Origin of the sequence: Flavobacterium sp. TSSA_36 (assembly GCF_051547165.1) — a bacterium.
GTDB lineage: Bacteria > Bacteroidota > Bacteroidia > Flavobacteriales > Flavobacteriaceae > Flavobacterium.
The window spans coordinates 165,333-178,162 of sequence record NZ_JBPTTP010000004.1; the positions used below are offsets into that span (position 1 = coordinate 165,333).

Annotated in this window: 12 protein-coding genes and 2 tRNA genes; 5 read left to right on the forward strand and 9 right to left on the reverse strand. The window is 37.1% G+C overall.

Annotated elements, in window-relative coordinates; all coding sequences use genetic code 11:
• Nucleotides 1-16: 16 nt before the first annotated feature.
• Nucleotides 17-1,150, reverse strand: coding sequence for a 2-amino-4-hydroxy-6-hydroxymethyldihydropteridine diphosphokinase (gene folK, locus ACSVH7_RS09935; protein ID WP_438066539.1), 1,134 nt, complete (start codon nucleotides 1,148-1,150; stop codon nucleotides 17-19).
• A gap of 136 nt (nucleotides 1,151-1,286) precedes the next feature.
• Between folK and sppA the strand changes: the two genes are divergently transcribed.
• Nucleotides 1,287-3,047 (forward strand): signal peptide peptidase SppA, encoded by a 1,761-nt coding sequence (gene sppA, locus ACSVH7_RS09940; protein ID WP_438066666.1) that lies wholly within the window; start codon nucleotides 1,287-1,289, stop codon nucleotides 3,045-3,047.
• Between the two features lie 247 nt (nucleotides 3,048-3,294).
• Here sppA and ACSVH7_RS09945 read toward each other — a convergent pair.
• Both ACSVH7_RS09945 and ACSVH7_RS09950 read right to left on the reverse strand, forming a co-directional pair.
• Nucleotides 3,295-3,369: transfer RNA gene (locus ACSVH7_RS09945), tRNA-Val, on the reverse strand.
• Between the two features lie 85 nt (nucleotides 3,370-3,454).
• Complete coding sequence (locus tag ACSVH7_RS09950) at nucleotides 3,455-4,699, reverse strand: bifunctional folylpolyglutamate synthase/dihydrofolate synthase (RefSeq protein ID WP_438066540.1); 1,245 nt, start codon at nucleotides 4,697-4,699, stop codon at nucleotides 3,455-3,457.
• Nucleotides 4,700-4,827: 128 nt separating this feature from the next.
• Here ACSVH7_RS09950 and ACSVH7_RS09955 point away from each other — a divergent pair, with 128 nt between their 5' ends.
• Nucleotides 4,828-5,520 (forward strand): MotA/TolQ/ExbB proton channel family protein, encoded by a 693-nt coding sequence (locus ACSVH7_RS09955; protein ID WP_438066541.1) that lies wholly within the window; start codon nucleotides 4,828-4,830, stop codon nucleotides 5,518-5,520.
• 2 nt (nucleotides 5,521-5,522) lie between these two features.
• Complete coding sequence (locus tag ACSVH7_RS09960) at nucleotides 5,523-5,918, forward strand: ExbD/TolR family protein (RefSeq protein ID WP_438066542.1); 396 nt, start codon at nucleotides 5,523-5,525, stop codon at nucleotides 5,916-5,918.
• A 161-nt stretch (nucleotides 5,919-6,079) separates the two neighbouring features.
• On the opposite strand, the gene ACSVH7_RS09965 is transcribed toward ACSVH7_RS09960, so the two are convergent.
• Both ACSVH7_RS09965 and ACSVH7_RS09970 read right to left on the reverse strand, forming a co-directional pair.
• Nucleotides 6,080-6,973: an energy transducer TonB gene (locus ACSVH7_RS09965; RefSeq protein WP_438066543.1), complete on the reverse strand. Its 894-nt coding sequence runs from the start codon at nucleotides 6,971-6,973 to the stop codon at nucleotides 6,080-6,082.
• A 245-nt stretch (nucleotides 6,974-7,218) separates the two neighbouring features.
• Nucleotides 7,219-8,016, reverse strand: coding sequence for a DUF2797 domain-containing protein (locus ACSVH7_RS09970; RefSeq protein ID WP_438066544.1), 798 nt, complete (start codon nucleotides 8,014-8,016; stop codon nucleotides 7,219-7,221).
• Nucleotides 8,017-8,202: 186 nt separating this feature from the next.
• On the opposite strand from ACSVH7_RS09970, the gene ACSVH7_RS09975 reads away from it, so the two are divergent.
• Nucleotides 8,203-9,717 carry a GH3 auxin-responsive promoter family protein gene (locus tag ACSVH7_RS09975; protein ID WP_438066545.1) on the forward strand — a complete coding sequence of 505 codons (1,515 nt, stop codon included), beginning with the start codon at nucleotides 8,203-8,205 and terminating at the stop codon, nucleotides 9,715-9,717.
• A 62-nt stretch (nucleotides 9,718-9,779) separates the two neighbouring features.
• On the opposite strand, the gene ACSVH7_RS09980 is transcribed toward ACSVH7_RS09975, so the two are convergent.
• Nucleotides 9,780-10,214: a VOC family protein gene (locus ACSVH7_RS09980; protein ID WP_438066546.1), complete on the reverse strand. Its 435-nt coding sequence runs from the start codon at nucleotides 10,212-10,214 to the stop codon at nucleotides 9,780-9,782.
• A gap of 8 nt (nucleotides 10,215-10,222) precedes the next feature.
• Nucleotides 10,223-10,663: an SRPBCC domain-containing protein gene (locus tag ACSVH7_RS09985; protein WP_438066547.1), complete on the reverse strand. Its 441-nt coding sequence runs from the start codon at nucleotides 10,661-10,663 to the stop codon at nucleotides 10,223-10,225.
• 122 nt (nucleotides 10,664-10,785) lie between these two features.
• Here ACSVH7_RS09985 and ACSVH7_RS09990 point away from each other — a divergent pair.
• Nucleotides 10,786-10,859: transfer RNA gene (locus ACSVH7_RS09990), tRNA-Pro, on the forward strand.
• 169 nt (nucleotides 10,860-11,028) lie between these two features.
• Here ACSVH7_RS09990 and serB read toward each other — a convergent pair.
• Together serB and ACSVH7_RS10000 are read right to left on the reverse strand one after the other, a co-directional pair.
• Nucleotides 11,029-12,264: a phosphoserine phosphatase SerB gene (gene serB, locus ACSVH7_RS09995; protein ID WP_438066548.1), complete on the reverse strand. Its 1,236-nt coding sequence runs from the start codon at nucleotides 12,262-12,264 to the stop codon at nucleotides 11,029-11,031.
• Between the two features lie 212 nt (nucleotides 12,265-12,476).
• Nucleotides 12,477-12,809, reverse strand: a complete 333-nt coding sequence (locus tag ACSVH7_RS10000) for a hypothetical protein (RefSeq protein ID WP_438066549.1) — start codon at nucleotides 12,807-12,809, stop codon at nucleotides 12,477-12,479.
• Nucleotides 12,810-12,830: the final 21 nt, after the last annotated feature.

A 12,830-nucleotide genomic window follows, 5' to 3' on the forward strand; every position in this document is an offset into this window, starting at 1 on the left:
CTTAAAAACCCTCATTTTATTGGATTTTCTTCTGTATTTCTTCCAAAATAAAAAGATAATCCGACTGGTTTTTAACGAAATCCAAATCTGAAACATCGATGATGAGCACGTTTAAATCTTGTTGCGATTTGATGTAGTCCAGATAACCGGTGTTAATTTTCTCCAAATAATCTGCTTTAATATTTTGTTCATACCCTCTACCTCTTTTTTTGATGTTTTGTAACAACCGATTGGTATTTTGATATAAATATACGTACAAATCAGGCTTAGGCATTTCTTTGTAAATAATGGTAAAAAGGTTGCGATAGAGGCGGTATTCGTCTTCGGCTAGGGTGATTTTGGCAAAAATAAGTGATTTGAAAATATGATAATCTGCCACTACAAAATCTTTGAAGAGATCAAATTGCGCTAAATCATCCGTTAATTGTTGGTAACGATCTGCTAAAAATGACATTTCGAGCGGAAAGGCATAACGGTTTTGATCTTTATAGAATTTGGGCAAAAAGGGATTGTCAGCAAAACGTTCTAACACCATTTTGGCATTAAAATCTTCGGCGATTTTATGGGTTAATGTTGTTTTTCCAGCGCCAATATTTCCTTCAAAAGCAATGTAATTGAATTGATCGAGCGGAATTGTACTTAAGGGAGCACTTATTTTACCTACAATTTCACAAGTACTTGTGTCCCTAGTTTCGGCAATAAGCTCTGGAATGTTTTTTTTGAAGATAGGATGTTGCCAATCTAACTGAAGTTCTTGAAAAGGCAACAGTACAAACTTTCTTTCTTGCAATAACGGATGAGGTATTTGGAGTTTATCGGTAGTTACAATTTCTTCGTCAAAAGCAATGATATCAATATCAATGCTTCGGGCTTGGTAACCTATTGCTGCATTTCGGGTGCGCCCGAGTCGTTTCTCTATTTTGAGAATTTGCTGGAGTACTCGCAAAGGTGTGGCACCGGTATGTAGCAAAAGTGCACAATTAAAAAAGGATTCACTTTCAAAACCCCAAGCTGGCGTTTCGAAAACTGCTGATATTTTGATTACGGTACCTACTTCTTGATGCAACAAAGCAACGCATTGCTCCAAAATTTGGAGCCTATTGCCTTGATTACTTCCTAACGATAAAACGACTTGATGTTGTGATTTCATATAAAATACAAAGTAAGGAAAAGAAATTAAGAATCGCTATTGATCGCGAAGCGGATTGCTTTGAAAAATGAAAAATACAGGTACTTTTGTAACAATTTTAGCAGCAGTGCGACTAACACATTTTAAACAAGTAACTATGAGATTTTTAGGAAATGTATTGGCTACCGTGATTGGTATTTTTGTGTTCATGATGCTTTCTTTCTTCGGTATTATTTTGCTTGGTGTCCTTTTTGGAGGAGATTCTGAGACTGTCGAGGTTAAAAAAGATTCAGTAATCGAATTGAATTTAGAGACACTTTCCCTGGATTATACCGGAAAATACACCGATCCTTGGGTTTCAGCCTTTTCTGAACGAAAAAAAACGGGATTGATTGATGTAATCAATGCCATCGAAATTGCTGAAACCGATAATGACATTAAAGGAATTTCGATTTTGAACACTAATTCAGCATTAGGAATGGCGCAAAGTAAAGAATTGCGTGATGCTTTAGAGCGTTTTAAAAAGTCGGGTAAGTTTATTTATTCCTATTCTCATGGTTATTCACAAAAAGAGTATTATTTAAATTCTGTTGCTGATAAAATTTTTCTGAATCCGGTTGGTGAATTAGAGTTTAAAGGACTATCTACAGAAGTGATGTTTTTTAAAGATTTTCAGGATAAATCTGGGCTAAAAATGGAAGTAATTCGTCATGGAAAATACAAAAGTGCCGTTGAACCCTTCCTAGAAAATAAAATGAGCGATGCGAATAGAGAACAAACCACTGCTTTGCTGCGTTCGGTTTGGGAGAATATTGCTGCTGATATTTCAAAAAGTCGAAATATTTCTATAGAAAAGCTGAATGAAATAGCCAATGGCCTTTTAGCAAGAACTCCAGAAATGGCAAAATCACAACATTTGATCGACGAAATCGCATATGAAGATGTTTACCATGATGCCATTAGAAAAAAATTAAAAGTAGCTACAGACGAAGACTACAATACGGTTTCGATTACCGATTATACTCAAAAAACAGCCACGACTTCGGTCAACATGGATAGTAATGATGCGATTGCCATTATTTATGCCCAAGGTGAAATTGGTAGTGGAGAGGGCGATGTCAATGAAATTGGAGAAGGTTCTATGCGCCGTTCCCTACAAGAAGCTAGAAAAAATGAAGATGTAAAAGCCATTCTATTGCGCGTAAACAGTCCAGGAGGAAGTGCGTTGACCTCTGATTTAATTTGGAGAGAAATTGAATTAACCAAAAAAGCAAAACCTATTGTGGTTTCTATGGGAAATTATGCAGCCTCCGGTGGTTATTATATTTCTTGTAGCGCTAATACTATTTTTGCTGAAAAAAACACCATTACGGGGTCAATAGGTGTTTTTGGTGTTTTACCCAATTTTTCAGTAGCAGCGAATCGTTACGGCATCCATTCTGAGCAAGTAAGAACCCATGAAAACGCTTCGAATTATAGCCCGTTTGTACCTATTGACGATACATTTAAAGCAGTAACACTTGAAGGGGTAGAACAAATTTACAGCACTTTCATCGGACATGTGGCTCAAGGACGAAAAATGACTCCTGCCCAAGTAGATGCCATTGCGCAAGGCCGCGTTTGGTCAGGGACTGAAGCGGTAAAGCTAGGATTAGTGGATAAAATTGGCGGCATGAGAGAGGCGTTGGCCGAAGCAGCAAAACTGGCCAAAATCAAATCATATAGTACAATTACTTATCCGGAATATAAAAAAGATTTTGAAGAATTGTTTGCTAATTTTCCCTTTGCAAAATCGAAAGCTACTTTTATAAAGGAGGAGATTGGTGAGGAAAATTATAGAATATTACAAGAAGTAAAACGTTTTCAAAATCGACAAGGTATTCAAGCTTTACTACCTATGGAGCTACAAATACAATAATCGCAATATGCATCAAACCGTTTAAGGACTATCTTTAAACGGTTTTTTTTTATTATAATCAATAAAGCATTTATGCTTAATTTTTGCTTCCCCACAGGTTTTTGCTTTGATCCAGGACTATCTTTAAACGGTTTTTTTATTTTAATAATCAATTTTGAACTTGATCCCAAAAAAGCATTATTCTCGGGATAAATAAAGTAAAAAATCCGTAAAAACTTGATTTACAAGTTGTTACGGATTTTGTTTGTGGGCGATGAGGGGTTCGAACCCCCGACCCCCTCGGTGTAAACGAGGTGCTCTGAACCAGCTGAGCTAATCGCCCTATTTTACTAGGTTGCTATCATTTCGTGATTGCGAGTGCAAATATACAACCCTTTTCGGGATGTGCAAGCAAAAATGAAAAAAAATTACAAAATTTCTGCAACCACAAAAGTACTTCCGCCTACATATACAAAGTCTGTTGGAGCTGCATTTTTCAGAGCTGCTTCGTAGGCTTCTGAAACAGAAGAATATACTTCTCCGTTCAGACCAAAAACCTGCGCTTCGGTTTGAAGTGTAGTTGCTTCTAAGCCACGTGGAATATTGGGCTTGCAGAAATAATAAATTGCATTTTTTGGAAACAAAGGCAATACTTCTTTCAAATCTTTGTCGTTGACTACCCCAAAAACGAAATGTAATTGGTCAAATTTCTCTTTTTGAATTTGGCGCATCACGATTTCAAGACCGTTTTTGTTGTGAGCGGTGTCAGCAATTACTTTGGGATGTTCTTTCAACTGTTGCCAACGACCTTGGAGTCCTGTATTTTTTATTACGTTGGCCATTCCCGTTTGTAGTTGTTTCGGCGTAACTAATATTGTTTTGTTTTCGTTCAAAACCGCTATGGTCTGCATTACCGTTTTCTTGTTGTGCACTTGGTAATCGCCCAATAAATCGGAAGGATAAGTACTCGAAATCAAATCCGACGCCAAATGAATTTCAGCAAAACAATTTTTTGCTTTGCTAATAAAAACAGGTAAGGTTTCTGGAGTGTATTCGCCAATCACTACCGGAATACTTGGTTTTATGATGCCTGCTTTTTCGCCAGCAATTGCAGCTAGTGTATTTCCTAGAAATTGAGTGTGATCCAATCCTATATTAGTGATGATCGAAACTAATGGCGTAATAATATTGGTAGCATCCAATCGGCCACCCATTCCAACTTCTATAATAGCGATGTCGACTTGCTCTTTTACAAAATAATCAAAAGCCAAACCTACGGTCATTTCGAAGAAACTCATATCCTGTGCTTCAAAAAACGAACGGTGTTGATGGACAAAATCACAAACAAAGACCTCTGGAATTTCTTCCCAAGCTTGTTCTGGATTGGCATTCGAGATAATTTTGATACGTTCTCTAAAATCGGTGAGATGTGGCGAGGTGTACAATCCAACTTTTAGTCCTGCTTCTTTGAGAACAGAGGCTAGGAGGTGGGAGGTAGAGCCTTTGCCATTGGTGCCCGCCACGTGTATGCATCGCAGTTTTTGTTCAGGATGCCCCAAGTATTCGGCTAACAGATGTACGTTGGTCAAATCTTTTTTATAAGCCGATGCGCCTTGTAATTGATACATAGGCAGCTGATTGTAGAGCCAGTGTAGAGTTTCTTGATAATTCATTTTTTGAGCAAAAAAGAGGGGTTTAAAATAATTTTCATTTTTTTTAGTTTAATACTAGAACGAAAAGTATCTTTAGTGCAAAATTGAAATATTTTTTAGAATTAATTCGTAAAAATCAAGAATAAAATATGTTTAGCTTACTCTCTCTACAAGCCGATACGCTTGCCCCTGCAGCTGCAGCCGTAATCGAAAATGCAACTCCAAATACTGAAATTTCTGTCTTGGAATTTATTTTGAAAGGTGGTTTTTTCTTAATTCCGATTGCCATTTTATTGTTCTATACGTTTTATGTCATTGCCGAACGGTATTTGTACATAGACAAAGCTTCAAAAATTGACGATCGTTTGTTGCGCGATGTGGGAGAGCAATTGCAATCCGGAAATATAGAATTGGCTAGAGCAATCGTTGAGCGTTCTACTAATGCTTCAAGTACGATAATAAAAGAAGGAATTTTGGTGATTGGTCGTCCCATTGCAGAGATTGAATCGAATATGGATCGCGCTGCCGATATCGAAATTGGTCAAATGGAAAAGCATTTAGGCCATTTAGGATTAATTGCAGGTATTGCTCCTACACTTGGATTTATCGGAACTATTTCAGGGGTAATCAAGATTTTTTATAGCATTTCGGTTACAGAAAACATCAGTATCGGAAACATTTCTGGTGGATTGTACGAGAAAATGATCAGTAGTGGTGCTGGATTAATTGTTGGAATCATCGCCTACAGTGCCTACCATTTGCTGAACGGAAAGATTGATAATTTTGCGCTAAAAGTGCAAAAACAGATTTTAGAATTCGTTAATATTATTCAAAGAGCATAGTTATGGCGATCAAAAGAAAAAGAAGATTTCACGCCGAAGTAGCGACCTCTTCGCTCAGCGATATTATGTTTTTCTTATTGTTGTTTTTCTTGATTATTTCCACACTGTCCAATCCCAATGTGATTAAAATGACCTTGCCCAAAGCCAAGTCCAACGAAAAAACGAATAAGCAATACATTAGCCTTTCGGTTACCGAAGACAAAAAGTTCTACCTCGACAAACAACCCGTTGCTTTCGAAGACCTAGAAACCACTTTGATGGGAAAAATTAGCGGAGAAAAAGACCAAACCGTAATCGTCAGAATTCCATTCAACTTACAAGTTCAAGACTTGGTTGACGTTCTTCAAATCGGCGTCAAAAATAACCTAAAGTTTGTCATAGCCACCAGTCCAAAATAAGTATAATTTGGGCGTGACCCCATAAAAGCAAAGGGGCGAATAGCATCCGTGTTATTCGCCCCTTTACTTTTCTGCGGTCGGGCTATCCGCGCTACTTCGGTAGCTAGCTCCTATCCCTCACGCATTTTAACTAGTCCCAAGACGTATTGCTGTTACGCTATCTAATTCAAATTAAAATTATAAACAATCTTGCCAACTTGTTTCTCTGGTGCGTTGCTGCTAGCGTCCCACTTGGTGTTCATTGCTGCAATTTTGGCTTGGTCCAAAAGACATTTGGCGGTATTAGTGGTTCCTTTGCTTCCGGCAATGGCGCTTATTGTGTTGCCGTTACGGTCTACAGCTACTTCTACCACTACTTTGCCTACTTCGTTGCAAGTGTATTTTGGGACAGGTTTTGAAATGGCTCTGCGGTTGCCTAAAGAATAGCCCACTCCACCGCCAGAGCCGCCGCCGCTTCCTGCACCATAACCACTACCGGTGCCAATGCCATTTCCGGTTCCGTTGCCGCCGCCTGTTCCTCCGCCAGAACCTCCGGAGCCATAATAATCTTTGGCGCTCAAACTTCCGTTGGCTTTTCCTTTGTTGCCCGCTACTTTATCGTCGCCATCGCCTCCTTTGTTGGAGCCTTTTAGGATGCTCGATAAGGCATCGTTGGTTGTATTAGAAACTTTTGGTTTTTCGACAACGGGTTTTGGTGTTTCTTTTGGTGTAGGTGCGTTGTTTTTTACTTTCTCTTTTTTAGGAATAACTACGCTTTCCTCCGTGGCAGTTTCTTGAGATAAGATAGCCTCGTCTGGAGTTGCCGGTGTGGGAGTAACTTTGGTTTGGTTTTTTACGTCCAAAACCTCGCTTTGGTAATCGGCACCCTGTCCCATTTCGCTATCGCCAAAGTTGACCGTAAGACCACCTCCGCCACCGCCAGCAAGTGCTGTAAAAGAATCGGGGTTGTAGGGAGGCCAAAAACGGATAAAAAATAAAAGCAACAGCAGTATTCCGTAAATTGCTACGGAAAAGGCGATGGCTTTTTTCTTATCTGAGGTAACTGGGGATTGCATTATTGTTTTGAATTTTAAGTATGGGTTAAAAACGCTGAAAAGTACTAAAAATTGTCAAGAAAAGTGGAGGTTCTATTGAAAATGATGGCAAAAATAGACGTTGTTACTCTTTAGCCCCGATGGGAGGGAAAATCCTTTTTTTGCTCTTCTCAGGTTCCAAAACCTGAGAAGAGCAAAAAAAGATTGGAAGGACAGCGGGACTTTGCCTACAAAAAGGACTATTCATTCCGCTTCTAAATGAGTATTTAATTCACTTGGATTTGAACGATAGCGCCTTCGTTACTGCGAATATTAAAAACTGTTCCGTCTGCAAACAACAAATACTGGCCTTTGATCCCGATGAGTTGTCCTTGAAAATGAGGGGTTTTGTCGAGATTTAAACTATTGACTTTAGTAGGATAGGTAACGACTGGATAGTGCATTTCTGTGATTTCATTTTTTTCTAAAGTGAAATAATCTTGGACTTCTGAAGGTAGCCAAGCTTGCACTTTCGCCTTCTCCTGAACTAAATCAACGGTTTCAAAAGTATTGGTTAGCATTTTTCGCCAATTGGTTTTATCGGCAAAATGATTTTTTAGCGCGACCTCGGTAATTCCTGCCAAGTAGCGGTTAGGAACTTCCACAAGCACGATGGCTTTTTCGGCACCCTGATCGATCCAGCGGGTGGGCATTTGGGTTTTGCGGGTTACGCCTACTTTTACTTCACTCGACAAGGCCAAATACACAATATGAGGCTGGAGTTGAACTTTGGTTTCGTAAGCTAAATCTCTATCTTCTATGCCTAAATGGGCGGTACTCAGTTCTGGTTTCATAATCCAATCGCCAACAGACGGACTAGAATAAAAGCAATCGTAACAAAATCCTTGTCGGAATATCTTTTTCTTTTTTCCGCAATTCAAGCATTGGTATCCCACCAATTGCACACTTATTTCTTTGTTTAACAACTGATTGACATTGATAAAACTAGATTCAAAAACCAAATAATATTGAATGGGATTTCCTATTTCTGTTGGCATTTTAGAGAGCACTCCTTCGTATATCATTTGGGATGGTGAATTTAAATTAAGATTTTACTTCCCATTAACATGTTTTTAGCATTAGATTATTTAACTCAAATAGAACATTTTTTTATAAAAAACACTATTTTTGGGATTATTGCAAAGGTAGTGTTTGCTATGTTATTTTCAAATTCAAATACTGCTTCTTAATTTCTAAAACGACATATTTTCATGCCTCTATCTATAATTAACTCCATCGCTTCTTGGTTTTTAAAACAACGCATTCACCAAATTGAATTGTTTATAAAATATCCCAATGAGGTACAAGAAGAAGTCGTTCTGAATTTACTTCGGGCTTCAGAAAACACATTTTTAGGGAAGCAATATGACTTTAGTTCCATCAAATCCTATGCTGAATTTGCGGCTCGTATTCCGATTTCGAGTTATGAAGATCTAGAGCCTTTGATCGAAAAAACACGTCAAGGAGAGCAAAATATTCTCTGGGAATCTCCGATAAAGTGGTTTGCAAAATCCAGTGGTACTACGAATGCCAAAAGTAAATTTATTCCTGTTAGCCCTGAAGCTTTAGAAGATTGTCATTACAAAGGAGGAAAAGATTTATTGTGTTTGTACCTCAACAACAATGAAGATTCAGAAATGTTTTTAGGAAAAAGCCTTCGTTTAGGGGGCAGTTCCCAAATTTATGAAAACAACAATACCTTCTTTGGCGATTTATCGGCGATTTTGATAGAAAACATGCCAATTTGGGCCGAATTTAGTAGTACGCCTAGCAATAAAGTCTCTTTAATGAGCGAATGGGAAACTAAGATGAGTGCCATTATCAAAGAAACCATTACTGAAAATGTGACGAGTTTTGCAGGGGTTCCTTCGTGGATGTTAGTATTAATGAATAAAGTTTTGGAAGAAACGGGCAAAAACAATTTGATTGAATTATGGCCGAATCTTGAAGTCTACTTTCATGGTGGCGTGAGTTTTGATCCATATCGAGAACAATACCATAAAATTTTACCCAAAAATGATTTTAAGTACTACGAAATATACAACGCTTCCGAAGGCTTTTTCGCTATTCAGGATTTAAATTATTCAAGTGATTTATTATTGATGCTTGACTATGGTATTTTTTATGAATTTATCCCGATGGATACTTTTGGCACACCCGACCAAAAAGTAGTACGATTGGCAGATGTAACATTGTTTAAAAATTATGCCATGGTTATCACTACCAATGGTGGATTATGGCGTTATTTGATTGGTGATACCGTTCGATTCACTTCACTCAGCCCCTACCGAATTCGAGTAACTGGAAGGACCAAACACCACATTAATGTTTTTGGCGAAGAATTAATGGTCGAGAATACAGATAAAGCTTTGGCCGAGGCTTGTAAAGAAACGCAGTCAGAAATTGTTGATTATACAGTAGCGCCTATTTTTATGGATGGCAAGAAAAAAGGCGCCCACGAATGGATGATTGAATTCAAAACTTCACCTCAAGACTTGAATCATTTTCATAATGTATTAGACACAACACTTCAATCTTTAAATTCTGATTACGAAGCCAAGCGTTACAATAATATGACACTAAATCCTTTGGTCATAAATATTGCAAGAGAAAATCTGTTTTATGATTGGTTGAAACAAAGAAATAAAGTGGGTGGACAGAATAAAATTCCGCGTCTTTCTAACCAAAGGGATTATTTAGAGCAATTGAAAGAGTTACAAAAATAAACTATCAAAAAGCCAGATTTAATAACAAATCTGGCTTTTTGTTTCACAACTATTTCAAGTTTTTACTCTTTAACTTCATCATAATTTACCATCCAGTTTATCCCAAACTTATCGGTACACATTCCGAAATAGGCACCCCAAAAAGTATCAGTCATAGGCATGGTTATACTACCATTTGCAGATAAACCATTGAAAAACTTGTCGGCTTCTTCTCGACTTGATGCATTGATAGATACCGAAATGTTTTGGCCAAAAGTCACTGGACCTGAAGCACTATTACTATCACTACCCATTAAAACAGAATGATCACCTATAGGCAAAGAGATATGCATAATTTTATTACGATCTTCTTCAGACAAGGAAGGATTGCCATCACCTGAAGGAATATCACTGAATCTTCCTACAAATGGAAATTCTCCGCCAAACACAGATTGGTACAATAAAAAAGCTTCTTCACAATTACCGTTAAAAATTAAATAAGGATTGATGGCTGTCATATGATATGTTATTTAGTTTCTGAAAGTTGTTTTACAATAGCTAACCCTTTAGGGAAAGTATCTTTAAAATACTGCTGATATTGCGCTAAACAATCCATTGTTGTTTCAAGTAAAACGCCATCGGATGTTGTTGTTAATCGATAGGTCTCCATTGCTCCTGTCCATACTTGAGTCGCTTCATCTATGGGCATCTCTTGAAAATTTTTCAATTCTCCCAAATGCTTAAAAGCCATAAACTCATATTCGTGTTTTGTTTGGATAAGGCTATTCATTCCATCGCCAGTAGGAGACAGAAAATGAATTGTACTTCCTTCTTCCCAATCACTAACAGCATAAGTACCTTCACAAAAAGCAGCCGTCCATTGTCTGTAAGTTACATCATCCCATAAAACAGACCATACTTTTTCTTTAGACGCTTGAATTAAAATTGAAAAATGTAATGTTTCCATTATTTATTGTTCATTATAACCAATTGACAGTGTTAAAGTTACTTTTTTAAATTGACTCTCTTTAAAAAAAACATAACTTTTCCTTTGATTTTTTTACAATAGATAGTAATTTCGACGCCTCTCGGGATGTAGCGCAGCCTGGTAGCGTACTAGCATGGGGTGCTAGGGGTCGCTGGTTCGAATCCAGTCATCCCGACTTCTTTTAATCAAAAATCCCATTACAAAGTGTAAATGGGATTTTGTTTTTCTACAAATAAATTAAAACTTACTGTAACCTAGTTTTATCATTTTTGTCAAATCGAGCGCAGTCGAGATTGATTGTTCTCGACTGCGCTCGGACTAACAAATACAAGGCTGTACTGCAACTACTCTTGCATCATATCGATGTGTCGATCATGATACCCTAATAAATACAAGACTCCATCCAATCCTAAACTCGAAATGGAAGTCGAAGCACTTTCTTTTACTTTAGGTTTAGCATGAAAAGCAATTCCTAAACCTGCTAAATTCAACATAGGCAAATCATTGGCACCATCTCCTACGGCTATGGTTTGGTTAATATGAATGCCTTCTTTTTCAGCAATGGCTTTTAAGTACTCGGCTTTCTTTTGACCATCTACAATTTCTCCTAAATAGTTGCCTGTTAACTTACCATCTTTAATTTCTAATTGATTGGCATACACATAATCGATACCCAATTCTTTTTGTAAATATTCTCCAAAATAAGTAAACCCTCCTGATAGAATAGCTGTTTTATAGCCATAATACTTCAAGGCTTTCATCAATCGGTGAGCTCCTTTGGTAATTGGAAGATTGATGGCTACATTTTGTAATACTTCTTCGCTCAAGCCGTCTAAAAGCGCCATACGTTTCTTGAAACTTTCGCTAAAGTCAATTTCTCCATTCATAGCCGACTCAGTGATGGCTCTTACTTCTTCACCTACTCCTGCCAATTCTGCCAATTCATCGATTACTTCGGTTTGAATTAGTGTCGAATCCATATCAAAACAAACCAAACGACGATTACGACGGTACATATTATCTTCCTGAAAAGAAATATCGACATTCAAATCGCGAGATACATCCATAAAACTTGACGTCATTGCGATTTTGTCCAATAAACTTCCTGTTACAGATAATTGAATACAAGAACGAGGATATTCCTCTTTTTCGACTACGGAGGCTCTTCCTGTTAATCGTATAATCGAATCTATATTTAATTTATTATTCGATAAAATTTGAGTCACAGCAGATAATTGAACCGCAGTTAATTCTTCACCCAATACATTGATGATATAGCGTTGTTTGCGTTGGGCTTTTACCCAATTTTCATAGTCTTCAATGGTTACTGGGGTAAACTTTACTTTAATCCCCAATTCATAGGCTTTGAATAATAAATCTTTCAAAACTGGCCCTGAATTAGATCCTTTTTCAATCTCGAATAAAATTCCTAGAGACAATGTATCGTGTATATCGGCCTGACCTATATCCAAAATTATAGCACCATAAGAAGCTAAAATTGAAGTGAGTCCTGCGGTAACTCCTATTTTATCTTGACCGGAAACTTTTAATAAAATGATTTCTTTCTCTTCTGATGTCATTTTTTATGCAAGGTTTAATGAGTGCCAAAAATCGGCATTCTATTGTTGAAAAAAAAGGACTTTGATGTTTTTATCGAAAGTGGAAAGAATGTTTTAAACTACTTGCGTTTATGAATAAATCCGAAACAAATGACCTCTTTTAAGATCAAATCATTAACGAATAAAGCTCAAAAACAGATGTTTTTGAGCTTTATTTATGCGGACACCACTAATTATTTTTTAAAATACAACCCAATTATCATCAAGGCTAAGGCAAAAAACAAACCTACAAACCACTTAATCAAATCTAGTTTTGTTGTTTCAATTTTACTATTCAATTGTTCTATTTTTGAAGTCAATTGCATTTCGAGTTTTAATAAATCCTCTTTGTTTTGACTTTTAAACTCTGTTTGTTGGTTTTTAACCTCATTGATAACTGTTTCTTGCACTATCTCTGCAAAAATCCTAGCCTTTTCGTCAGAGAGTTTGAGATCTTTTCTGAAAATATCGTAAAGTTTTATTTCGGTAGCACCCATTTTAATATTATTTTCGAAGTACACAGACAAATACAAATATATTAATTATTT